A 23,374-nucleotide genomic window follows, 5' to 3' on the forward strand; every position below is an offset into this window, starting at 1 on the left:
TCAGACCCCGTACCGCTTGGCGAACTCCTTCGACACCGCATCGCGCATCTCACCGGCGCGCACCGGGTCGTAGTCCACGAGGTCGAGCTCGGCCAGGCTCTGCGCGCCCTCGGGGAGCTTGACGTCGCCGCGTACGGGATAGGAGTGGACCAGATCGACGATCATCTGCGACGCCTTCTTGCCCTGCAGCCACTGGACGAACTTCTCGCCGCCCTGGGGGTTCGGCGAGCCCTGGACGAGCGCGTTGCCGGAGATGACGACGCCGGTGGGTTTGGGGTAGACGACCTCGATGGGGAAGCCCGCGCCGCGCACGTTGAGCAGGTCGTGGGCGAAGGACACGCCGGCCGCGTACTCGCCGGTGGCGACGAGCTGGGACGGCGCTCCCCCGCTGTCGGTGTACTGGCCGACCAGCTTGTGGAACTCGTCGAGGAACTTCCAGGCCGCCGCGTCGTCGCCGGTGCGGAAGAACTGCGTGGCCACGAACGTGTAGCCGGTGCCGGACAGCGTCGGGTTCGGCATGACGAGCTGGCCCTTCAGGTCGGGGCGCAGCAGCTCGTCCCACGTCTTGGGCAGCGGGGCGCCGCCGGTCTCCTCCTTCCACCGGTCGGCGTTGACGCCGACGGTCATGAGGATCAGCTCGTTGGCGTGCCAGTAGCCCTCGGGGTCGATGAACCGCTTGTCGATGCCCTCGGCGCCGGGCTTGTAGGAGCGGATCAGCTTCTCCTTGGCGAGCGGGCCCGCGTCCCCGCTGGCCAGGCCGATCACGTCGGCCTGCGGGCGGCCCGCCTCGGCCTTCAGCCGCGCCAGGAGCTCGCCGGCGCTCTGCCGCAGCACCTTGACCTCGACCCCTGATTCGGCCTCGTACGCCTCGGCGAGCCGCCGAGCGGGTTCCTCGGGCATCGGCGTGTACCACGTCACCGAGCCGCCGGACGCGGACGCGGCGTCGTCGCCGCCGGATCCGCAGGCCGCCGACCCGGCCATGAGAAGTGCTAGGGAGAGCGCGCCCGCGGCGACGCGTAACAGGGTCGTGCGCATGAGTGACCGCCTTCGGATCGAGGCGCCCCCAGCGGGGGCGCAAGGTCACGATGCACGAAATGGTGTTATCCAATATGGGTGATGTCAATACCTCTTGTACACCAATTGTCCTCCGGCAGTCGGCAAGTCGTCATCCCAAGGACGTCGCCGCCTGCGTCACCCCGCGGGGGTGGCCGAGATCCTCCTCCGGGTTCGCCGTCAGGTCCAGCTCCGATGTGATCATGTAGCGGTCGCCTCTGAACAACGTCCTGGTGAACTCGATGGGAACGCCGTCCGACGTGCGGGTCACGGTCCTGAACAGGAACGCGGGCGAATACGGCGGTGCTTCGAGCACCTCGGACTCCTCGGGGCTGAGCACCGTCGGCTCGATGTTCTGGGTGCCCGATGCCACCTTGAGCCCGTACTTGTCGGCGAGCAGCCGGTAGAGGGACTTCTCCTCCAGCTCCTGGGCGGGCAGGTCGGGCACCAGGGCGTCCGGCAGCGTGGTGGTGGCGAGCGCGATCGGGTCGCCGTCGGCCAGCCGCAGCCGCTTGATCGTCACGATCGCGTCGGACGGCGCGATCTGCAGCCGCCAGCTCAGGCGGACGCCCGCGTCGGACCGCTCCACGCCGAGGACGCGCGTCGAGGGCGTGATGCCGCGCCGGCGCAGGCCCATGGAGAACGACGAGGCCGTGGGCGACTGGGTGATCGTGGGCCGCGCGACGTAGGTGCCGCTGCCCTGCCTGCGGATGAGATGGCCGTCCCTGACCAGGTCGTCGACGGCGCGGCGCACCGTGAGCCTGGAGACCCCGCAGTCCTCTTCGAGCACCCGCTCGGGAGGGATCGGATCGCCCACGTTGAGGTCTTCGAGCAGGCTCATGATCCGCTCACGGACCATGTTGTGCTTGCGCCCGCGCCGAGCGTCCGCGTCGCTCACGTCCACCCCTCCAGCCCTTTCACCGGCCCCCTCCAGACGGTCTCACCGGCCCCTCAGGCCCGTCGCCGGCGACCCCGACCGTTCTCCTGCAGTTTACGCCCCGGCCACGAATTGGTATTGACGACTTGTATACCAACTCTTACAGTCACCGAAGAATCCTGACCCTCCAGGTGAACCAATGGCGGAGCGCCGTCGCCCCGCCGCTCCTCCGTCCCTCCGACGGGCCGCGACCGTCAGGCCGGGTCCGATCATCGTCGCATCAGGGCCGACGCATGACCACCCTGCCTTGGGACCGCGCCCTTCCCGTCAAGCCTGAGCCCTGAGACACTCCGATCGACAAGGGAGCAGCAGTGGGAAACCCCATGGTCAATCGCCGCCACCTGTTCGGGCTTGCGGGCGCGGGCGGAGCCGCACTCGCCACGTCCGGCCTGTTATCCGCTCCCGCCCACGCGGAAGCGGCCCCCGCGGAAGCCGCACACAACAGGCCGCGCCGCCGCCCAGCCTGGCCCGAAGGGTTCGTCGAGGTGCAACCCGTCTCCGTCGAAGGCGACATCGCCTGGTACGACGTGTCCCATTGGGGCGTCGAAGGCAAGGGCTGGTCCGACACCAAGGCGTACTTCGACCGGCTGCCGGCCAAGGCGGAAGGCGTCGTGACCCCCGAGGTGTGGGCGCGCAGCCGTACCTCCGCCGGGATCCTGACCCGCTTCGTGTCCGACTCCACCACCTTCCGCGCCCGCTACCGGCTCATCTCGGCCACTACCGCGATGTACCACATGCCCGCCATCGGCCACAGCGGCGTCGATCTGTACGCGCGCGCCGAGGACGGCTACGACGCCTGGCTGGCCAACACGCACCCGGCGGGTCAGGACGTCGACGAGCAGATGGGCCTCGCGGTCGATCCCGGCGAGCGCCTCTACACCGCCTACCTCCCGCTGTACAACGCCCCGCAGACCCTCCAGATCGGCGTCGAGGCCGGCTCGAAGTTCGTCGGCGTCGCCCCGCGTACCGACCCGCCCGCCGTCTTCTACGGCAGCTCGATCATGCAGGGCGGCGTCGCCTCCCGCCCCGGCATGTCCATCACCGCGCTCCTGGGCCGCCGCTTCGACATCCCCGCCATCAACCTCGGCTTCTCCGGCAACGCCCGCATGGAGCCGGAGATCGCCGAGCTGCTCACCGAGATCGAGGCGTCGGTGTACGTCGTCGACAGCTCTCCCAACATGAACCCGCAGCAGATCTCCGAACGCGCCGAACCCTTCGTGCGCATCCTGCGCGAGGCCCGCCCGGACACCCCCATCGTCCTCGTCGAGGACCGCCGCTACGGCGACGGGCGGTTCGTCAAGTTCCGTCGCGACCGCAACGCCCAGAACGCCGCCGCCCTCCAGGCCGCGTACCGGAACCTGCGCGACGCCGGTGTGACGGGCCTGTCGTACTTGTCGGCCGACGAACTGCCGGAGGCGGAGGAGCTGGTCGATGGGTCGCATCCGAGCGACCTGGGGATGATGACGTACGCGAACGCGTACGAGAGGGTCCTCCACCCCATCCTCGCCCGCCGCCACCACTGACCCCGCCCTCCGTCAGAACGGCAGCCGCTCGTACGCCCGGCCGCCGAGGGCGTGTTCGAGGTAGCCGGACACGGTGTCGTCGTCCCAGCGGGCTCCCGTGAGTGCGACGTACCCGTCAGGGCGGACCAGCACAAGGCCGTCGCCGTCCACCCCGTAGAGAGCGTGCGCATCCCCCTCCGCGTCGATGAGCACGCTCTCGCCGCCCTCGTACGCAAGCCCCGGCTTGACGATGCGGTGGACGTGCACGTCCTCGCCCGCCCGAGGCGCGGGCCCGCTTCCGAAGACGAGCAGCGTGAAGTGCGGGCCGCGGAACAGGTCGAACAGCCGCACCTGCGCCCCGCTCGCCGGGGCGGTGCAGCGGGCGTCCGGGGCGCGGTCGCCCGCGCGGATGCCGAGCGCCTCGTCCAGGTCGCGGGCCAGGCTGCCGCCCCGGTAGGTGATGCCGAGCTGGCTGACGTCGGCGAACGGGTCCTTGCCCTGAAACGCGCCGACGATGCGCTCCGACACGCGCGCCGAGTCGGAGCCGGTCCAGTACCTCCCCCGCGCGGTGGTCGAGGCCAGCACGTGCCGGGCGACCGGCAGGCGCTCCTCCTCGTAGGTGTCGAGCAGCGCCTCGGGGGCTCCGCGCAGGACGTACGCGAGCTTCCAGCCGAGGTTGTAGGCGTCCTGGACGCCCGTGTTCATGCCCTGGCCGCCGGCCGGGGCGTGCACGTGCGCGGCGTCCCCGGCCAGGAGGACGCGGCCGTTGCGGTACCGGTCCACCATGCGGATGTTGACCCGGTACACCGACAGGTAGACCGGATCGCGGAAGCGCACCCCGGGCAGCCCGACCCGCTGCCGGAAGATCTCGGCGAAGGTCTCGACCGAGATCGAGGACGGCTCCTGCTCCGCCCCCTGGGGCAGCGGCGCGGTGAAGAACCAGGTGCCGCTCTTCGGCATGGGGGCCAGCGTCACCATCGCGCCAGGACCGGTGGCCCACATGTGCGCGGCCGAGGCGTCCAGCCCGTCCACGCTGAGGTTGCCGTACAGCATGCGCTGCTGCTCCCACGTTTCGCCGAGGAAAGCGATCCCGGCCCGCTTGCGCACGGTGCTGCCGCCGCCGTCGCATCCGACGAGGTAACGCGCCCGGACGTCGCGGTGCCGGCCGTCCACTCTGAGGCATGCCGTGACCTGGTCGCCGTCCTGGGTGAGGTCGACAAGCTCGCACCCGAGCTCCACCCGGACGCCGAGCGAGGCCAGCCGCTCGCGCAGGGCCTCCTCGGTGAACTGCTGTCCCACCATGAGGCTGCCCGGGTAGGGCGCGCCGGGCAGGGGCGGCGCGTCGTACATCACCGCCTCGCGCACCACCTGGCCCTGCGCGTCGTAGAAGCGCGTGGGAAGAGCCGGCTCGGCGCGTTCCACCAGGCGGCCCAGCACCCCCAGGTCCTCGAACACCTCCTGCGTGCGGGCGCGGACGCCACGGGCCCGCGTCCCCACGGGGTGCGTGGTGACACGATCGATGATCCGCACGGCGACGCCGCGCCGGGCGAGGTCGCACGCCAGGGTCAGGCCCACCGGCCCCGCGCCGACGATGAGGACGTCCGTCACGTCCGGAGTCTCCATGGATACGCACTCCTTCCTCGGGACGACCCTTGTGACCGCTCGCCCATTCTTAGTGGGCACATGCCCACTCGTCAATTCGACGGTGCACCATCGAGCGTGTGAACAGGCACGACGGGTTCGGCCATCGCGCACCCGGCGGCCCGGGGACGAGTGGCCCACCATGGGGGTGAGCGTGCCGAGGTTCGTGCGCGAGGCCCCTGACGGGCGCGGGATCAGCCGGCGATGCTCCAGCAGTAGAGCAGCTCATCGCTCTCCTTGGCCCGGCGGGCCAGCGCGACGAACTCACCGAGCATGTGGATCGCGTCGTCGAGATCGCCGAGGCCGGTCGGATCCCGCTCCATCCACTGCCGGGCCACCTCGGGCAGGCGGGCGTCCTCGACCGCGGCGAGCGTGTCGCGCGTCGATCGCGCCGTCAGTGGTGGTAGGCGTGGATCACCGCGTGCCCCCTGCCCCGTCCGATGATCCACTTGTTGATCGGCGTGGTGACGAGGAAGGCGATCAGCAGCGAGACCACCAGCGCGCCCCAGAACAGCCCCGAGGCCAGGGTCGCGTCCATCGCGCCGGGTATGACCAGCATGACGCCGTTGTCGACGATCTCCATGACGAGGATCGACAGGGTGTCGGCGGCCAGGGCCAGGCGCAGCGCCTTGCGCCACGTCACGCCGGCACGGAACAGGCCGCGCAGCGTGAGCGCGTACCCGAAGATGAACGCCAGCACGACGGCCAGCAGGATGCTGGGCAGGTTGTGCCAGCCCAGGGCGGTGGCGATGACCATGCCGAGCACCTCGCCGATCGCACAACCCGTGAGACAGTGCAAGGTCGCCGAAGCGGCCACTCCCCACGTCGCCTTCGTCGGCCCGTGGTGACCGTGTCCCTCGGGCTGATGCCGTCCGTGACTACTCTGCGGGTCCGTAGCGGACGTGTGAGAGCCGTGCTCGTGCATCTCATGCCCATCGTGATGCGTCATTTCCGACACGTCCCTTCTACCGCAACAGAGACGAACGAACCCGGGCAGCCGGCGGCCACTATACCCCCTGTGGGTATAGTGGCCGCACCGGTGGGCCGGGCAGGGCGGCGCTCACATCAGAGCCGGCCGAGGACTTGTGGAGATCGCGCGCCTGGTCGAGCTGCCGGCCGACGACACGGCGGCCCGCCGCCACCCCCACACCGCGGCCGCGCTGGTCGGCCTGGCGACGGGCAAGGGGCTCGTGGCGGTCACGGCGCTGCTCGCGGGCCCCGCCGCACTGGCGGCGGCACCGGGCCTGACCGCGCGCCTGGCCCACCACTGCCACGCCCTCCTGGCGCTTTAGCCACCACGGCGTTCACGGATCAGGAGCGAACGAGCCGGGCGATGGCGTCGGACGCCTCCTTGACCTTGGCGTCCGCCTCGGGACCGCCTTTCTGCGTGGCCTCGGCGACGCAGTGAGCGAGGTGCTCTTCGAGCAGCGCCAGGGAGAACGACTTCAACGCGCTGGTCGCCGCCGACACCTGCGTCAGGATGTCGATGCAGTACTTGTCGTCTTCGACCATGCGTTGCAAACCGCGGACCTGCCCTTCGATGCGGCGCAGGCGCATCGCGTAGTCCTGCTTCGTACCGGTGTATCCGGGCATGCTCACCCCTCCTAGTCAGCCGCTCACGACAACACCATACCCCCCTACCGTATTTCAGCCGGAGCCGCGGACTTGACAGATACCCCCGGGTGGTATGTATTTAGCCATCACACATACCCCCTAAGGGTATTTCGCTTCCTGACCAGAGAGTTCTCATGTCCGCACCATCACCCCGGCGCTGGGCCGCACTCGCCCTGATCGCCACCGCCCAGTTCATCGTGATCATGGATACGTCGATCATCGGCGTCGCCCTGCCCCGCATCCAGCAGGACCTCGGCTTCTCGCAGGAAGACCTGTCCTGGGTCTTCAACGCGTACGTCGTCGCGTTCGGCGGCCTCCTGCTGCTGGGCGGCCGCCTGTCGGACCTGTTCGGCGCCCGCAGGCTCTTCACCACCGGCTGGATCGCTCTGCTCGCGGGCTCGCTCCTGGCCGGGATCGCACCCGAGGTGTGGGTCGAGCTGACCGGCCGCGCCGTGCAGGGCGTGGGGGCCGCGCTGATCGCGCCGTCCGCGCTCACCTTGCTGAGCCCGCACTCACCGACGGGTTCTCGGCCGCCTTCGCCGGAGCCGCCGCCATCGCCCTCGTGGGCGCCCTGACCGCCGCCACCACGCTGCGGACCCGTACCACCGCACCCACCGAGGAAGTCACGGCCTCCCGTACCTGACGCTGCCCCTGGCCCCCGAACCACAGGCGGGCCAGGGCGCGTCCACGCCATTCGGCCCCGATGCCCCACCCGCGCGATGCTTCGAGAACTCGCCGGACGCGGACGGCGTCTGAACGGCGCCATCGCCGAGCGGCCCTCCTCGCGACTCCGCTCAAAACAACCGGGACACGGCACGCGCCCGGCCTCAGCCACCCCCTTCACCGGACAGCAGGCGATCCACGAGGGCGTTGAGCGTCTTGGCGCCGTCCGGGCCGAGCCGAGAGCTGCTGCGAGGGCGTTCTGCCGTGCGCTTCCGCCGGACTCGTACAGACAGACGAGGACGCTCAGTTCCGCCTCGGAGACACCGGAGGCCGCGGTGGTAACACGGCCTGGGCCGTTCGGCTCGGCGGCCACGTCCTCGCCGGTGTCTGGATCGTGGCGGGCTCCCTGGTGAGCCGTTCCTGGCCGGTGCGCGTCGTCGGCGTCATCACCGGCGTCTGGCTCGCCGGCCACACCCGAAGTCCGTGAATTCACCGGCCATTCGCACTCGGGAACGCACACGCGTTGTTCCGCTCTCTTTCCGTCTCCCCCGGGCGCCCGGATCAGTAGCGTGTACGGCGTGAGGATCGGAGCGTCGGCGCTGATGGCGTCGGTCCTGCTGGTGGCGGGATGCGCGGCGGGACAGCAGACGGGCGACCCCTCGGCCACCAATGCGTCAGCGGCCGAGACCGCGACCAGCACAACCAGACAAAGGCGGTCGCCGACGCCGGGCCCTGTCGTCACCCCGGCCGCCGCCCCCGACGGCTGGCGGTACGCCTACATCAGCGAGCGCCCCGGATCCCGCATCACCGGCATCACCACCGCCGGGCCGCAGGAGGCGTGGGCGGCGGGGGCCGTGGACGGCCGGCTGCTGCTCCTCCGCCACGACGGCACCGCCTGGCGCGAGGCCGAGCCGCCGCCGGGCCCGCCCGTCGTCCCGTCCGCCGGGGAGGTGTGGATCGCCGCGTCCGGCCCGGACGACGTCTGGCTGCTGCTCCCCGAGGTGGTGCCCGGCGAAAAGCACCATCGGGCGCTGATGGCGGTCCGCTGGGACGGCTCGGCATGGCATCAGATTCCTGGGCGTATCGAATCCCCAGGTGTCGCCGCCTTCAAGGTGCTCGGCCCCGCCGACGCCTGGGCCGTCCTCGGACCCGGCGAGCAGGAGGCGTTGCGCTGGGACGGGCGTTCATGGACGAAGGTGCCCTTGCCCGCGAACGCCACGGCCCTGGACGGCTCGCGCGCCACCGGGCTGTGGGCCGTCGGCTTCCGCACCTCTGGGGAGGGCGTCACCGCGACCGAGGAGGCCCAGCCCGCGGCCATGCGCTGGGACGGCGGCTCCTGGCGGCTGGTGCGCACCCCGACGTACGCGTTCCCGTCGCCCAAGCCGCCCGAGGGCACCGCGTCGCTGGAAAGCGTGCTCGTCCTGGGGCGTGACGACGTGTGGGCGAGCGGCACGCACACGTTCAACCACGGCGAGGTGGAGAACGAACCGGCCGATCCACCGCCGATCCTGCTGCACTGGGACGGCCGGAGCTGGACCCGGCAGGACGCCTCCGGCGATCGCGACTACTGCTGCCCTCTCCTGGCCGCGGGCCCGTCCGGCAGCGCTCTCGTCGTGAGCGGCAGCCCGCGCCTGCGCGAGAGCTGGCGGCTCGCCTCCCCTGGCGCGTCCCCGGTCAAGCTGCCAAGCCTGCCGAAGGTTCCGGGGCTGAAGAGGTCGCAGTTCTTCAAGGTCGCGGGGACGGCTCGTACGGGCATGACGTGGGCGGCCGGCACGCTGTCGGCCGACGGCGGCTTCTGGAGCCGCGCCGCCATCGCCGCCCTGAGCTGAGCGCCTTCCGCAACGCGGTGGAACGGCATACTACGGGAGCATGTTCGACGAGACGCAAAGTCGGATGCGCGAGAACTCGTACGGCTTCTCCTCGCGCTGGGTGCGGACGACTTCGACGGCATCGTCGCCAGGACCGACTTCACCTGCTGCCAGAGCTGCGCAATCGCGGAGCTAGGCGGTGAAGTGCCGGAGGACGAGCGGCACGCGTATCGCGGCTACGTCTTCTGCCACCGGCAGGACATGCGGGACGCCGTGGACGGCGGCCGCCTCAGCCTGGCCTACGGGGTGTTCAACGACGCCGCCGTCACCGCCGACCAGGCGGCATCGGCGAAGAGGTGACCGAGACGATCCGCCGCCACGAGGACGATCCGGTACCGGTATCGCTGCCGCAGGCCAGAAGCCTCCTGCTCGACCTCACGCCCAGGGCGGGCAACTTCGCCGTCTTCATCGGACGTTCGGGCGGCGTCGTCCAGATGCGGTGGGAGAACGGCCGCAGGCTCTGGCTGGAAACCCCTGATGAGAAGGCCCGCCATTCCCACGGCCGCCACGTCACCCCGGACGAGGCGGACGACATGGTGACGATCCTGGCCCGCGAAGACCGCGGAGCCGTCGACCGGCTGGGCAACCTGGAAACCCACCCCTGGGACGGCTGAAAACGAACGGCCGCGCAGGACAGGCGGTAGCTGTCCTGCGCGGCGAGCGAGGTCGAAGGCCGCAGAGCCGGTGGGCGTGGTCGGAGCCTCCCCGGCGATCCGCTCCGGGGAGGCTCTGACCGCCGCCGTCGGGCTATCTCAGAGGCGTGGGTCCTCCTGAACCCTCAGGGCGTTGATGATCGGGTCGCGCTCGCCGTTCTCGCGGGTGAACTCGATCTTCAGATCGCCGCCGTCGTGCTCGACGGTGACCGTGTTGGCGTCCGCGGTCAGCGCGCCCACCTTCGCCTGCACGTCGTGGTCGTGGAGCACGGGTTCGCCGTCGACCAGGACATCGAAGGCACGCTGGCCCGCCTTGACCTTCTCGATCTCCGCGAAGTCGAGGCCGATCCGGTACTTTCCGGCGGGCGCGTTCTTGAACACGTAGGAGAACGTCTTGCCGGTCCGCTGGGTGCGGAACAGGTCGTCGTCCTCCGTGCCGCCGATGGCGGCCTTGGTGGCGCGTGCCTTGCCGCCGGCGTGGCCCCACGACCGCGAGCCGAGTTCCTGGTCGGGCGACCAGACGAAGCCGTCGGCACCGACGTACCCTGACCCGCCCGCGTCGACGCCCTGCCAGTAGGCAGAGGTCGCCAGGCGGACCGGCTTGAACTGGGCTTCGCCCTTGGCGGCGTTCGACGCCACGAGCAGGTCCCCGGCGAGCACGCCGGGCTCGACGGCGGCGTTGTCGACCGTCGCCGTGACCGTGGTGGACTCGCCGGCCGCGAGCGTGACCGTGCCGGACGCGGCCGCGCCCGAGAGGGTCAGCCACGGAAGGTCGGCGGCCTCGTGCCCGCCGTCGTCCGTGCGCTTCTGCTCGCTGATCCGCACCTCGAGCGGGGCGGAGCCGGTGTTGGTCACGGTCACGTCGGCGGTGGCCTTCTGGTCCGGGCCGAGGAGCCAGTCGAGCTCGCCCGTCTTGACGCTCGCGACGCCCGTGGTCAGCGCCGCATCGAACACCTCGGCCTGATCCTTGTTCGCGATGGTCACGGTGCGGCTCGCCGTGACGTAGTTCGGCGCCCAGATCTGCACGGTGTTCTCACCGACCAGCGCCTGGGCCTTCCACCGGCCCTTCGCGTCGGCGGTGATGACCCGCTCGCCGCTCGGCCCGGTGAGCGTGACGATCGCGCCCGCGACCGGCTTGCCGTCGTTCGCGTCGGTGACCGTGCCCTCGATCGTGCCCGCGGCCGGGAGCGTGTACTCCAAGCCCAGACCGGCCGTCAGCTTGGGCTCGTTGAAGGAGTACTGGTGAGCGGGGTTGCGCGTCAGGCTCTCCACGCCGACCGTCGCCGACGACCCGCGGGTGAGCGGGTTCTCGCCGCCGACGCCGGGGCCGTACCCGATCTGGATGCGGCCGTCCGCGATCAGGGTGACCGAGAAGCTCACCCGGGCCGTCCTGTCGTCGCCGAAGGTGACGTTGCGCCACTCGATGACCTCGGCGGCCAGGCCGTCCACCTCGGTCATGCCGAAGTAGATGCCCGCCTCGTCGTCGATCACCAGGTCATCCCAGAACGGGAAGATCCCGTCGTAGGCGTACCGCGTCGGCAGCTCCGTGTTGTTCCACAGGGAGCTGGCCCGGTCGAAGACCAGCGCGCCGTTCGAATTCACGCACACGCCGTCCCAGGCCGTGTCGTAGAACGGGAACAGGAAGCTGGAGTCGAACCACAGCACGCCGCACATGTCGTCGCCGTGCCACCCGGCGTCCCGCGCGCCCTGGCGGTAGAGCCCTTCGGTCACCTTCACCGAGTACGAGCGGCCGGCGGGGACACGGGCACGGGGCCCGGATCCGGCTCCTCGGGCTGCGGCTGCGGCTCCTCCTCCTTGTCTCCGCGCGGATCGAGCGTCACGCGGAGCGCCGCGATGCTCGGGGCCCGCAGGCCCTTGCTGCCCCGCAGCTCCACGGTGAGCGGTCCGCCGTCGTGCTCCACCACGGCGGTGTGCCAGTCGGCGGCGTCCGGGCCGACGCCCTTGACGGGGTCGTAGGCGTACCGCGTCAGCTTGCCGCCGATGAGGACGTCGAACACCCGCTTGCCCGGCTTCACCTTCTCGATCTCGGCGAACCCGAGGTCGACGGCGTAGGTGCCCTTCGGTGCGTCGGGGAACGTGTAGATCAGGCCCGTGCCCTGCGTGGTGCGCTGGGACTGGAACAGGGCGTCGTCCTCGGTGCCCGCGATCGGGACCCGCGTGGTGATCGTCTTGCCCTTCCCGGTGTAGCCCCACTTCTTGCCGCGGGCCTCCTGGTCGGCGGACCAGGTGAAGCCGGAGGCGTCGGTGAACGAGGGGCCGCCGGCGTTGACGCCGACCTGGTACTTCGTGGTCGTGAGCGTCACCGGGACGTAGGTCTTGGACTGCCGTCCCGCGTCGGAGCGCACGATGATGTTCGCGCCGAGCGTGCCCGGGTCGGCGTCCTTCGAGGAGATCGAGACCTTGACCTCCACCGTCTCGCCCGGGGCGAGGGTGCCGCCGGCCGAGGAGAGCGACAGCCACGGCAGGTCGGTGATCAGGTCGTCCTCGACGTCGATCAGCAGGATCTCGTCGGCGAGCTGGTCGGCCGCCCACAGCGCACCGGTCGCGTCGGTCTCGAGGCCGCCGCCCTGGCCGGCCTTCTGGCCGGGGAACCACCACGCGTTGACGAGCGAGCAGTCGTCGGGGCGGACCTGTAGCAGGCGGGTGGGCCTGTCCGTGGTGCGGTCGGTGTACCAGATGGTGTTCGACGCCTGGTTGTAGGCCAGGCCCATCACCTCGCGCAGCGGCGGGGCGCAGAAGGACAGCAGCTCACCCGCGTTCTCGTGCGACGTCCCGGCGACGGTGCCGATCAGGCCGTTCGCCCGGCCGCCGACGTAGAACACGTCCTCGGCGGGGTTGTAGGCGAGCCCGGTGAGCTGGATGGTGGACCAGTCACCCTTGATCTGGCTGGTCTCCTTCCCCGTCTGCCGGTCGAAGCAGTGGATGAAGCTGGCCGGGCTGTCCTCGATCTGGCACATGTCGCCGGTCTTGGTGTCGAGCGCCATGTCGAACGCCCGGTAGTCGGGGTTCCACTTGGCGTCGAAGACCTTGCCGGTCGGCTTGCCGGTCACCGTGTAGGCGGTGTTGGTCCGCGCGTCGTAGTCGTGGACCCAGACGTCGCCGTCGTACCCGATGCCGGAGGGCTCCTTCTCCTCGATCTTGCCTGGGAGCTGGATGCGGGTGATGACGTCGCCGCCGGAGGTCTTGCCGACCTTCTTGGCCGCCTTCGCCTCCGCGGTGCTCGACGTCTCGCTCTTGCCGTCGATGCTCGACGGCTTCATGCCCTTCGCGCCGGACTTCCACGCGGCGAGGTCGATCTTGCTGTCCGCGCCCTTCCCGGTGCGCGTGGTGGCGCCGTCGGCGTCCAGCTCGGGGTGGCGCGCGGCCTCGCCCAGCGTGTACGTGAGCGGGGCCGAGCCGGTGTTGGTCAGCGTCAGCGTGCCCACACCGTTCTGGCCGGTTCCCATCACGACGTCGAGACCGCTCACCTTCAGGTTCGCGGCGCCGGTGCTGAGGCGCGTGTCGATCGTCGCCCTCGCGTAGAGCTTGTCGAGGGTGAAGTCGTACGACCCCGTCACGTAGTTCGGCGCCTCGACGGTCATCGTGTAGGAGCCGAGCGGGAGCTGGCGGCGGACGATGCCGGTCCCGTCGGTCGTGACGCTCTCGACGAGGCCGTTCTTGTCGGTGATCGAGATCTTCGCCCCGGACACCGGCAGCCCGTCGTTCTTGTCGACGACGGTCGCGTCGACGTAGCCCCAGTCAGGCAGGTCGAAGGTGATGATCATTCCGTCGCGGAGCACCGGGACGTTCTCGGAGAACCGGATGCCGTCCACGCCGGCCCAGCCCTGGATGCCGGTGGTGGCCTTGGCGCCGCCGGTCACCGGGTCGTCGGTGCCGATGCCGTCGCCGTACCCGAAGATCACCTTGCCCGAGCGGGTGAGCGTGGCCGAGAAGTTGACCGGCTCGGTGTACTCGGACCGGAACGGGTAGGCCCAGATCTTGGCGTTGCGGTACTCGATGACGAACGCGTCCTCGCCGTCGACCTTGGTGGCCGCCGTGAAGACTCCTCCGTCGGAGGCGAACTCGACGGGGGTCTGGATCCAGAACGGGAAGACGCCCGCGCCGCCGCTGCCGGGTCCGGTGGTGGTGGTCGGGGAGATCACACCGCGCAGGCCGATCGAGATGGTGTCGTGGCTGCCGTTGTAGAGCGCGATCGGGAACGGCAGGTCCACCGTCGCCCACACGCCGCTGCTGAACGTGACCTTGTCGGTGCCGCGCAGGTACTCACCTTCGGAGACGGAGCAGCTGTAGCCGCCCTCGTCGACGACGAGCCCGACCGGGATCTCCAGCGAATTGTTCTCGGGGCCGACGGTCAACGGGACGGACGTCGGCGAGAAGCAGGCGTTGGGCGTGACGGCGAGCGCGTACTGACCCTCCGGCACACCGGCGATCGTGAACGCACCGTTGGCGTCCGTACGCACGGCCTCCAGCGGCGTGTCCTTGACGGAGACTTCGGCGTTCGGGGCGGGCTGCTTCTTGTCGTCGACGACCTTGCCGGTGATGTCGTGGCGCGCGGCGGCGGTGAGGGCGATCTCGACCGAGGTCTCCTGGCCGAGGGTGATCGAGGCGCTCGCGGTCGCGGTCAGGTACCCGAAGATCCTGGTGCTGAGCTGGTAGTCGCCGACCGGGAGGCTCACCGTGAACCGGCCGTCCTTGTCGGTCCCGACGGACCGGCTGAACGGGCCGCTGATCGTCACCTCGACGCCGGAGACCGCCTTGCCGTCGGCGGTGACGACACCGGTGAGGGTGCCGCCCTGCCGGGGTGCGAGCTCGAGCAGGCGGACGAGGTCGAGCCGGCCTTCGCCGTACTTGTTGTTGAACTCGGCGGTGCCGCCGCACTCGGTGTCGTCGACGTCGACGGCCGACTCGGCCAGCAGGCGGCGGGTCTCCTCGACCTGCCCGATGAGGGTCGGGTCATAGCTCCACAGGGCGGCGACGGCGCCGGCGACGTGGGGAGCCGCCATCGAGGTGCCGGACAGCGCGGCGTAACCGTTGTTCGGGTAGGACGACGTGACGTCGACGCCCGGAGCGGAGATCTCGGGCTTGAACTGGCCGTCCACACCCTCGCCCTTGCGGGAGAACGCCGCGAGCGTGCCGTCCGACGCGTAAGCGCCGACCGAGTAGGCGCTCTTGGCGGCGGCGGGCGTGGAGATGGTGTCGCATGCCGCGGCCGGCGAGGAGTTGCCCGCCGACCAGACGCTGAAAATGCCCGCGGCGCTCCAGGCCTCGTCGATGGCCTGGAAGAAGTCCTCGAAGTCGTGCTCGAGCCTTTGGCCCCACGAGTTGTTGATGACGTGGGGGCGCTTGGACGGGTCGGGGTTGTTCCCGTTGACGTCGGTCGGGGCGAGCAACCACCAGCCGGACTCGAGCAACGACTCGGCGCCGGTCTCTTCGCAGCAGCCGTTCGTCGCGATCCACTGCGCGTCCGGTGCGACGCCGATGTGGTTGGTGCCGTCGTCGCCGACCATGGTGCCCATAGTGTGCGTGCCGTGTCCGTTGTCGTCGCACGGCGCTCCGGTGCACGTATCCCGGGTGGCCATCCAGTTGTAGTTGTGGTCGACGGTGCCGTCGGGCTTCGTGCCGCGGTATTGCCGCATCAGGGCGGGGTGGTCGAATTGCACGCCCGAGTCGATGTTGGCCACGGTGATGCCGGCACCGGTGGCCCCCATCTCCCAGGCCTTGGGGGCGCGAATGGCGTCCAGACCCCACGTGACGGTGCCGTCCTCGGCGGTGGCCTTGGGGCGGGGGGCCTGGTCGTCCGGCGCCTTCTTGTCCACGGGATCGATCAGCGCGACCTGTGGCGCCGCATGGATCTCGGCGACCTGCCTGACCGAGGCGACGTCGAGCGCGAGCTCCTGTGTGCCGCCCTTGACGAGCACGGCGTTGACGAGCGGGTAGGAGGTGTACTTCACGCCCGCCGCGTCGAGTTCGGCGGAGACGGACTCCACGGAGGCCTTGGCCGCGGCCTTCAGTGCGTCGTAGACGAACTGACCGCGAGCGGTCCAATCGGTGATCTTCTTCGCCGGCTCGAGGTCGGCATTGGTGTCGAACGTGATCCAGAAGTCGGAGACCGGCTCCGTGCGGAACCGGCCTTGCAGGTCCGACGCGATCTTGGCGGCGGGTGCACCGGGATCCGGCTCGGCGGCCGACGCCGGTGGTGGCGAAATCATGCTCAGGCCGACCGCTAAGGTCAGCGGAGCGACGAGGGCTTTCAGTCTCACGTGCGGGGGTCCTCCGGCCTACAGGGGTTGGTAGGGGTCGTGGCTCTCGTCATCGCCGTCATCGCCGTCATCCCGGCTGTCCGGGGCGTCGTCCCGGCTGTCCGGGGCGTCGAGGGCGTGAGGGGTGTCGAAGGTGTCAGCGGTGTCAGGGGCACCGGCATCTCCGGGCGACGGCTCCAGCGGTCGCTGACGCTCGATGAGGGAGTCGTCACGCGCGGTGGGTCGCTCAGGCATGCGCTGCCCTAGGGCCATGGATCATGGGAGCCATGCTCGGGCGGGCCAGCGACCTTCGCTATACGGCGGATACGTTATTTTTCATGACGAATCGCCGGAGGAATCCTCTTCTGCGAACACTCCGGACTCTACGGCCTTAACGGCGAGCGCGGTTCGGGAGTTCACCTTCAGCTTGCGCATCGCCGCACGCAACTGCTGATCCACCGTGGCCGGTGACTTGGTCAGGATCCGGCTGATCTCCCGGTTCGTCTTGCCGGCGACGACCAGGCGGACCACGTCGAGCTCACGAGGTGAGAGCCGGTCGCCGTATCCCCGCCGGCCGCCGCGCCACAATCGCGGAACCTCGGCGCCGTGTTCGCGAAGCCGCTGTGCGACCCGGTCCGCATCGCCGCGGGCTCCGAGCCTGAACAGTTGCTCGTACTGTGCGGCCAGCAGCTCCCGGCCCTGCTCGATCCGGCCTTGCGCGATGAGCGCCTCGGCTTGACGCTCGCGGGCGAGCATGGCGTCGTAGGGGCGCGGCAACGCGTCCCAGGCGCGCGCCGCCCGGTCGTACGCCCTCGCCGCGCGGGCGTGGTCTCCGTCCGCGGCGGCCAGCAGCGCACGGCACACGGCGAGGGCGGCGCGCGGCGCGGGCGCCGTACGGCCCCGCAGTCCTCTGGCGAACTGGTCGGCCAGGCGTGTCGCGGCCCGCAGGTCGCCCGCGGCCAGGTGCGCCTCGATCCGGGCGGGGACGAGGTCCGTCGCCCAGATCCAGATGCCCTTTCTCCGGACCGTGTCCATCGGCTCGTTCGTGATCTGCAGCGCCCGGCCGCTGTTTCCGTCCGTCAGCCACAGCCTGGCCAGCGCGGCGGCGGCCTCCATCGTGTCGTCGGCCGCGCCGAGACGGGCGGACTCCTCAAGGACCAGCCGGAACTGCTCCACCGCGGCGCGCCGCCGTCCCTCCGCGGCGGCCAGCCGGGCCGCGAGGCGGATGCTGCCGAGGTAGAGCGCCGGCCGGTCCCGGTCGGCGTCGGCCAGCGCCGCGCTCTCCTCCGCCAGGCCCTCCCACCGGCCGGTGAACCACGCCAGGTTGGCCTGTTCGAGCCGGACGTTGTTCTGCAGCCGGGACGCTTGCTCGGCCTCGGCGAGGCGCATGGCCACGGCGAGGTGTCTCTCCGCGTCGGCGTACCGGCCCCAGATCAGCGCGCCGGTGCCGACGTTGGTGTGGATGCGGGCCACGTCGAGACGCTCCGCCGAGGTCGCGCCGTCGACGGGCAGGCCGGCGACGACATCCCAGGCCTCCTCCTCGCCGAGCATGAGCAGCGCGGCGGCTCGGTTGCCGGCCAGGTTCAGCCGCTCCGCGGGAGAGTCGACGTCGGCGGCCAGCTCGGCGGCGCGATCCAGCCAGCGCCGGTGGGTCGACGCCGGCCACGGTCCCGCATAAGCCCAGCCCAGATACGTCATCGCCCGTGCCGCCTCGACCGGGTCATGGTCGAGGTTGGTCACCGCCTGCTCGAGCTCGCTGAGCGCGGCCTGCGCCTCGCCCCCGATGATCAGGAGGCGGCCCAGGGGGTTACGGATCTCGGCCTGCTGGCGGGCGGAGAGACCGGGCGTCTCCAGCACCGAGCGCAACGTACGGATCACGCGGTGGTAGACCTCGTCCACCGGTTCGCGACGGCCCAGTGCGGCCACTCCGGCGATGCGCGCGACCCGTGCCCGATCCGCCGGTGGCAGCTCGGACCACGACAGCAGATCGACCAGCAGGTCGACCGCCTTGGTGTGGTCACCCGAGGCCATGGCCAGCTCGGCACCCTGCTCGGCGTACCGCGCCCAGGAGCGCGTCTCGCCCGCCTCGCGGAAGTGGTGGGCAAGGCGTGCGACAGGCAGCGGATGGACGCCCTCCAAGGCCCGGCCGGCCCGCAGGTGGAAGTGCCTGCGGTCGATCAGCGGGATCGCTTCGTAGACGGCCATGGCGGCCAGCGCGTGCCGGAATCGCCACTGGCCGTGGTCGTCTCCGTCCAGGACGCCGACCTCGGCCGCCTCCGCGAGGGCACCTCGGCACGCGGCCGGTGACAGACCGGCGGTCATCGCGATCGTGGCCACCGATGACCGCTCGGCCAGCGTGGCCGCGGCTCGCAGCACCTGCTGCGCCGCCGGCGACAGACGGCCCACCCGCTCCCGGGTGGAGTCGCGCACCGTCGGCGGCACCTGGAGCTTGCGCAGCTTCAGCCGGACCCACTGTCCGTCGCGGAAGACGAGGTCGGCGCGGTCGCACATGAGGCGGACCGACTCCTCCAGCATCAGCGGAATCCCGCCGGTCCGCTCATGCATGAACGTCGTGAACTCCTGCGAGATCGGGTTGCCGTCCAGCATCGAGGACACCAGCGCCGCCGTGTCGCCGGGTGGCAGCGGCGCCAGGGCGATCCTCAGCTGGGTCACGCCGGCAGGAAGCCGGGACGTCAGCCGCAGCAACAGCGATCCCGCGTCCACCTCCTCCGGCCGATAGGAGATCACGAGGCTCGGCCCGTCCGATTGCTGCCGAGAGGCGACGAACAGCAGGAACTCCAAGGTCACCTCGTCGGCCCAGTGAGCGTCCTCGACCACGAGAACGTCGACATGCGCAGCCCGCAGCAGCTCGTCCAGGGCGCGGAACAGGCGATGCCGTGCCGCCTTCGCATCGTTCAAAGGCGGCAATGCGGGCGGCAGGTCCGAGGACCATTCAGGGAACAGGGGCCGTAACGCACCCGCGAGCTCGGTGAGCCGCAATCGCGACACCGGACGGTCGATCCCACGGAACGCGTCGACGATCGGCCCCAACGTCAGCGACTCGCGAAGCGGCGGGCACACCGAGACCAAGGCGGTGCGCTCGTCCGGTGCGGCCAGCCACTCGCGCAGCAGCCGGCTCTTCCCGATCCCCGCCTCACCCTCGACCAGCACGATCGCCGGTGGCCGGGCCAAGGCGACGCGTAGCGCCGCCAACTCCCGATCACGACCTACGAACTGCGGCGCAGAGACCGTCGGTGAAGTCCCATCGTCCTCGGGCAAGGGGTCGAGCATGCGAGATGTTCTCGCTTTTCGACGTTCGCGCGCAACTTCTCACCTGCCCGCGTTTCACATCGTGAGCTGCGGGTACTCCCGCTCTCCCGGTCGGAGCAGCGGCCCGGTCCGGTCATGCGCGGGGCTCGTGACGCCCCGTCGATCCGGCGATCGGGACATTGCCAGGTCTCCTCGCGCCCAGTGCGTGGGGCGGGCGGGTGGAGGACGACCGATCGCGCTCTTGTGCCGGACGGATTCGCCTCCAGCCGGGCTCACGCCATCCCTGCGCCACGCCCGCCCTGACGTCCTTGTAGCCGTCGGGGGCGCCGGATCGCAGGCGCCCCTTCCCGTCAGCGTCAGGCGCACCACCAGCGGATGCCCTGGTACTGGCGGCCCCAGCGCTGCCACCACGAGATGCGGTGCTGGTACGGGGCCAGGGTCAGGCAGTCGGAGTCCGGCCCGCGCCGCTTGACCTGGTAGGTGACGGAGTAACTGCAGTTGTTGAGGACTTGCACCTTGTGGGTCATCTTGGTCGTCCAGTGCGTGACGCTGACGCAGCTGGCAGGCCTGGGCCGTGGTGGCCTGCGCGGGCGCGGCGGTCAGGCCCCCCAGACCGATCGCACCAGCGACGAGGGCGGTGCCGAGCTTGGCGGTGATGTTCATATCCCCTCCTCCTTTGTCCGCTTGCGGATGAGGAGAACGTAGGCCGCCCGGTGTTGAGCCCTTGTTGAGTTCGCGTTGAGCCGCCTAGGTTCTGAGACGATCAGCAGGTGCGGTCAACACCTCGCACCGGGATGACTTCCTGCAGGCGCTCCGAGTGGAGGAAGGCGGCCAAGGTCCGCCGCCAGACGGTCTTGCTGGTGCTCCCACCGGGCCGGCGCACCGGCGATCAGGACGCCGGCATCACTGAGCGAAACTTCTACAACGCGTCCGAATCCGCAAAACCGCAGGTCGGAACCTGGTCAAAGCGCGCCCTGCAGGATTCGAACCTGCGACCGTCGGATTAGAAGTCCGGTGCTCTATCCAGCTGAGCTAAGGGCGCTCCCGCCTTATTGTGCATGATCCGGCGACATGTCACGCACACGTTTTCCTCGTGTCAGTCTGTCAGGCCGATCACACCCCACATGAACAGCGTCCCGAGCACGGTGGCCGTGAGCGTCCAGCCGGTGGCGCGGCGGGGCGTGTGGGCCTCTGGGAGGATATCGGAGGTGGCGAGATAGAGGAGGAAACCGGCGAAAAGGCCGAGGTAGGCGCCGAGGATGCCGTCGGGGATGGCGAGGAGGATGGTGAGGGCGGCGCCGACGACGGGGGCGAGGGCGTCGAGGCCGAGGAGGGTGAGGGCGCGGCGGCGGGAGTTCCCGTACAGGGACGTGATCGTGTACGTGTTGAACCCGTCCGTGAAGTCGTGAGCGATGACGCCTATCGCCACCGCCACCGCCAAGGAGGCGTCGGTCTGGTACGCGGCGCCGATGGCGGCCCCGTCCAGGAGGCTGTGGACGACGAGGGTGGCGCCCGCGGTGAGCCCGACGCCGGGGCGGGAGCGGGTCCCGGCGTTGTGCGGCACGGGCGGGGCGTGGGCGTGGTGGTGGGTGGCGTAGTCGGACTCGTGGGTGGCGTGCATGCCGACCGACCGCTCGACGACGTGGATGGCGAGGAACGCGAGCGCCAGGGCGAGCATCGGCACGGGCACCCCGTGCACGTCGTACGCGTCCAGTGAGAGCGCCTCGGGGAGCAGGTCGAAGGCCACCACGCCGAGCATGACGCCGGCGGCGAATCCGAGTACGAGGTGGCGTTGCCTGCCGACCTGGTGAGCGACGATCCCGCCCAGCAGCGTCATGACGACGGCCGCCAGCGACAGGAGGATGGGCATGAGGACGCAGGGTAACGGGCCGGGGGCGGGTGAGGCCTGGTTCGGCATGTTACGGGCGAGCGTGGGACGAACCGGGCCTCACCGCACGCCGGGGAACGAGCCGCACCACGGCCGGACCGGACCTCACCGCACGCCGGGGAACGAGCCGCACCACGGCCGGACCGGACCTCACCGCACGCCGGGGAACGAGCCGCACCACGGCCGGACCGGGCCTCACCGTACGCGCGCACGAGACGGCCCAGGCATGGCGGCGGGGTTGGGAAAAGTCCGGGCGGGTGGCCTCGGTCCGGGTCTAAGCTGTCGTGGCATGGTCGCGACGCTCCTGCACGAGATTCCCCTGCAGGGCGGGGACGTGACAGACGGGGTGGTGCGCGTCGGAGACACCGTACGCAGACCGGCCGGTACGTCGACGCCCGCCGTGCACGCCCTGCTCAGACACCTTGAGGCGGCCGGGTTCGACGGGGCTCCGAGGGTGCTGGGGTTCGACAGGTTCGGGCGCGAGATCCTCACCTTTCTCCCGGGCAGGACCGGGCTGCGGGTGGAGAGCGCGAGCGATGAGGCGCTGGCCGGGCTCGCGAGGTTGCTGCGGCGGTTTCATGATGCGACCGCCGGTTTCCCGCTCACGATGGACGGCTGGGAAGGGGGCTCGAATGACGACAAAGCCCCAGAAATCATCGGCCACTGCGATTTGACGCCAGAAAACGTCATTTTCCACCAGGACGACCCCTCCACCCCCTACGCCCTCATCGACTTCGACCTCGCCCGCCCCACCACCCGCCTTTTCGACATCGTCACCACCCTGCGCCACTGGGCACCCATCGCCGACCCGGTGGACCGCGCGCCGCTGCTGCGCGCCGTCGACGTCGGTGCCAGGCTCAGGCTGTTCTGCGACGCGTACGGCCTGCGGCCCCGCGACCGGCGGCGGCTGCTGGAGCTGGCCAGGCTGCGTTTCCACCGCTCGTACACCGTGATGCGCACCCGCGCCGCCGCCGGCGGCAACTGGGCGAAGATGTGGGCGAGCGGCGCGGGCGAGCGCATCCGGCGTGCCACGGCATGGCTGGATGTGCACGAAGATGAACTTCATGCGCGTTTGGTGTGATCCTCTCGGCCTCGCCCTCGGCGTGGCTCTCGACCGGCTGCTGGCCGATCCGCAAAGCCCCGCACATCCCGTCGCCGCGTTCGGGCGGGCCGCCGGGCGGTTGGAGGGCGTGCTGTACGCCGACGACCGGGCGCGCGGGGCCGTCCACGTCGCGGCGTGCGTCGGCGGGGCGGCGGCGCTCGGTGTGCTGGCCGTACGGATCGCACCGCATCGCGCCGTACGTACGGGATTGACCGCACTGGCCACCTGGGCGGTGCTCGGCGGCACCACGCTCGCCAGGGAGGGCGAGTACATGGCCGACGCGCTGGAGAGCGGCGACCTCGAAGGCGCCCGCGCCCGCCTTCCGCACCTGTGCGGGCGCGACCCACGGCATCTGGAGGCCGACGAGCTGGCGCGGGCCACGGTGGAGTCGCTGGCCGAGAACACCTCCGACGCCGTCGTGGCGCCGCTGTTCTGGGGCGCGGTCGCGGGGGTGCCGGGGCTGCTGGCGTACCGGGCGATCAACACGCTGGACGCCATGATCGGGCATCGTTCACCCCGGTACGAGCGGTTCGGCTGGGCGGCGGCCCGGCTCGACGACCTGGCCAACTTCGTGCCGGCGCGGCTCACCGGTGTGCTCACCGTGCTGACCGCGCCCGACCCCGGCGGCGCGCGGGCGATGCTGAGCCGGGACGGCCACCGCCACCCGAGCCCGAACGCGGGCCGCTGCGAGGCCGCGTTCGCCGGCGGGCTGGGGGTCACGCTGGGCGGCACGAACGTCTACGAGGGCAGGACCGAGGAGCGGCCGACGATGGGCGACGGGCCGAAGCCGCGGGTCGCGGACATCCGGCGGGCCGTCAAGCTCACCCGCGCGGTGGGCCTGGCCGCCGCGGGGGCGGCCGTGGTCACGGCCTGGGCGTTGCGCCGCCTCGCCCGGCCCTGAGCGGCCCGGGCGATCCACCGCC

Annotated in this window: 20 protein-coding genes and 1 tRNA gene; 9 read left to right on the forward strand and 12 right to left on the reverse strand. The window is 70.8% G+C overall.

All coding sequences use genetic code 11. The features are described from left to right. Positions 1-1,035: an ABC transporter substrate-binding protein gene (locus ACFMQL_RS05905; protein ID WP_364058207.1), complete on the reverse strand. Its 1,035-nt coding sequence runs from the start codon at positions 1,033-1,035 to the stop codon at positions 1-3. A gap of 130 nt (positions 1,036-1,165) precedes the next feature. Further along, positions 1,166-1,951 (reverse strand): GntR family transcriptional regulator, encoded by a 786-nt coding sequence (locus tag ACFMQL_RS05910; protein WP_364058210.1) that lies wholly within the window; start codon positions 1,949-1,951, stop codon positions 1,166-1,168. A gap of 350 nt (positions 1,952-2,301) precedes the next feature. On the opposite strand from ACFMQL_RS05910, the gene ACFMQL_RS05915 reads away from it, so the two are divergent. After that, positions 2,302-3,513, forward strand: a complete 1,212-nt coding sequence (locus tag ACFMQL_RS05915) for an SGNH/GDSL hydrolase family protein (protein WP_378784854.1) — start codon at positions 2,302-2,304, stop codon at positions 3,511-3,513. A 12-nt stretch (positions 3,514-3,525) separates the two neighbouring features. Here ACFMQL_RS05915 and ACFMQL_RS05920 read toward each other — a convergent pair whose 3' ends face one another. From ACFMQL_RS05920 to ACFMQL_RS05930, 3 genes are all read right to left on the reverse strand, one after another. Beyond that, positions 3,526-5,115 (reverse strand): FAD-dependent monooxygenase, encoded by a 1,590-nt coding sequence (locus tag ACFMQL_RS05920; protein ID WP_364058215.1) that lies wholly within the window; start codon positions 5,113-5,115, stop codon positions 3,526-3,528. 212 nt (positions 5,116-5,327) lie between these two features. Then, positions 5,328-5,456, reverse strand: coding sequence for a hypothetical protein (locus tag ACFMQL_RS05925; RefSeq protein ID WP_364058218.1), 129 nt, complete (start codon positions 5,454-5,456; stop codon positions 5,328-5,330). Between the two features lie 71 nt (positions 5,457-5,527). Continuing rightward, positions 5,528-5,950: a DUF4396 domain-containing protein gene (locus ACFMQL_RS05930; RefSeq protein ID WP_364058221.1), complete on the reverse strand. Its 423-nt coding sequence runs from the start codon at positions 5,948-5,950 to the stop codon at positions 5,528-5,530. 268 nt (positions 5,951-6,218) lie between these two features. On the opposite strand from ACFMQL_RS05930, the gene ACFMQL_RS05935 reads away from it, so the two are divergent. Further along, the gene (locus ACFMQL_RS05935; protein ID WP_364058224.1) at positions 6,219-6,425 is read left to right on the forward strand and encodes a hypothetical protein; all 207 of its coding nucleotides are present in this window, start codon (positions 6,219-6,221) and stop codon (positions 6,423-6,425) included. Positions 6,426-6,444: 19 nt separating this feature from the next. Here ACFMQL_RS05935 and ACFMQL_RS05940 read toward each other — a convergent pair whose 3' ends face one another. Next, positions 6,445-6,726: a metal-sensitive transcriptional regulator gene (locus ACFMQL_RS05940; protein WP_364058227.1), complete on the reverse strand. Its 282-nt coding sequence runs from the start codon at positions 6,724-6,726 to the stop codon at positions 6,445-6,447. Between the two features lie 155 nt (positions 6,727-6,881). On the opposite strand from ACFMQL_RS05940, the gene ACFMQL_RS05945 reads away from it, so the two are divergent. From ACFMQL_RS05945 to ACFMQL_RS05960, 4 genes are all read left to right on the forward strand, one after another. Then, on the forward strand, positions 6,882-7,322 hold the full coding sequence (locus ACFMQL_RS05945; RefSeq protein WP_378784857.1) for an MFS transporter: 441 nt from the start codon (positions 6,882-6,884) through the stop codon (positions 7,320-7,322). A gap of 666 nt (positions 7,323-7,988) precedes the next feature. After that, entirely contained in the window at positions 7,989-9,239 is a 1,251-nt protein-coding gene (locus ACFMQL_RS05950; RefSeq protein ID WP_364058233.1) for a hypothetical protein, read from the forward strand. Between the two features lie 27 nt (positions 9,240-9,266). Further along, the gene (locus ACFMQL_RS05955; protein ID WP_378790139.1) at positions 9,267-9,578 is read left to right on the forward strand and encodes a DUF6891 domain-containing protein; all 312 of its coding nucleotides are present in this window, start codon (positions 9,267-9,269) and stop codon (positions 9,576-9,578) included. Then, the gene (locus ACFMQL_RS05960; RefSeq protein ID WP_378784858.1) at positions 9,575-9,892 is read left to right on the forward strand and encodes a hypothetical protein; all 318 of its coding nucleotides are present in this window, start codon (positions 9,575-9,577) and stop codon (positions 9,890-9,892) included. The genes ACFMQL_RS05955 and ACFMQL_RS05960 overlap by 4 nt, the downstream gene beginning before the upstream one ends. Before the next feature lie 138 nt (positions 9,893-10,030). On the opposite strand, the gene ACFMQL_RS05965 is transcribed toward ACFMQL_RS05960, so the two are convergent. Further along, complete coding sequence (locus tag ACFMQL_RS05965; RefSeq protein ID WP_378784859.1) at positions 10,031-11,662, reverse strand: malectin domain-containing carbohydrate-binding protein; 1,632 nt, start codon at positions 11,660-11,662, stop codon at positions 10,031-10,033. 2 nt (positions 11,663-11,664) lie between these two features. Then, positions 11,665-16,212 carry a S8 family serine peptidase gene (locus tag ACFMQL_RS05970; RefSeq protein ID WP_378784861.1) on the reverse strand — a complete coding sequence of 1,516 codons (4,548 nt, stop codon included), beginning with the start codon at positions 16,210-16,212 and terminating at the stop codon, positions 11,665-11,667. A gap of 39 nt (positions 16,213-16,251) precedes the next feature. Here ACFMQL_RS05970 and ACFMQL_RS05975 point away from each other — a divergent pair, with 39 nt between their 5' ends. Then, positions 16,252-16,458 carry a hypothetical protein gene (locus ACFMQL_RS05975; RefSeq protein WP_364058241.1) on the forward strand — a complete coding sequence of 69 codons (207 nt, stop codon included), beginning with the start codon at positions 16,252-16,254 and terminating at the stop codon, positions 16,456-16,458. Positions 16,459-16,527: 69 nt separating this feature from the next. On the opposite strand, the gene ACFMQL_RS05980 is transcribed toward ACFMQL_RS05975, so the two are convergent. From ACFMQL_RS05980 to ACFMQL_RS05995, 4 genes are all read right to left on the reverse strand, one after another. After that, the gene (locus ACFMQL_RS05980; RefSeq protein ID WP_378784863.1) at positions 16,528-19,482 is read right to left on the reverse strand and encodes a helix-turn-helix transcriptional regulator; all 2,955 of its coding nucleotides are present in this window, start codon (positions 19,480-19,482) and stop codon (positions 16,528-16,530) included. 335 nt (positions 19,483-19,817) lie between these two features. Beyond that, positions 19,818-19,988 (reverse strand): hypothetical protein, encoded by a 171-nt coding sequence (locus tag ACFMQL_RS05985; RefSeq protein WP_378784865.1) that lies wholly within the window; start codon positions 19,986-19,988, stop codon positions 19,818-19,820. A 441-nt stretch (positions 19,989-20,429) separates the two neighbouring features. Further along, a tRNA-Arg gene (locus ACFMQL_RS05990) sits at positions 20,430-20,503 on the reverse strand. 54 nt (positions 20,504-20,557) lie between these two features. After that, a complete protein-coding gene (locus ACFMQL_RS05995) occupies positions 20,558-21,331 on the reverse strand; it encodes a ZIP family metal transporter (RefSeq protein ID WP_364058250.1) in 774 nt (257 codons plus the stop codon). A gap of 307 nt (positions 21,332-21,638) precedes the next feature. Here ACFMQL_RS05995 and ACFMQL_RS06000 point away from each other — a divergent pair, with 307 nt between their 5' ends. Further along, a complete protein-coding gene (locus ACFMQL_RS06000; protein ID WP_364058253.1) occupies positions 21,639-22,430 on the forward strand; it encodes a phosphotransferase in 792 nt (263 codons plus the stop codon). Next, positions 22,414-23,352 (forward strand): cobalamin biosynthesis protein, encoded by a 939-nt coding sequence (locus tag ACFMQL_RS06005; protein WP_364058256.1) that lies wholly within the window; start codon positions 22,414-22,416, stop codon positions 23,350-23,352. Before ACFMQL_RS06000 ends, ACFMQL_RS06005 begins: the two co-directional genes overlap by 17 nt. The last annotated feature ends 22 nt before the right edge of the window (positions 23,353-23,374 follow it).

The sequence above is a fragment of the Nonomuraea fastidiosa genome (assembly GCF_042751225.1).
Taxonomy (GTDB): Bacteria; Actinomycetota; Actinomycetes; order Streptosporangiales; family Streptosporangiaceae; genus Nonomuraea; species Nonomuraea fastidiosa.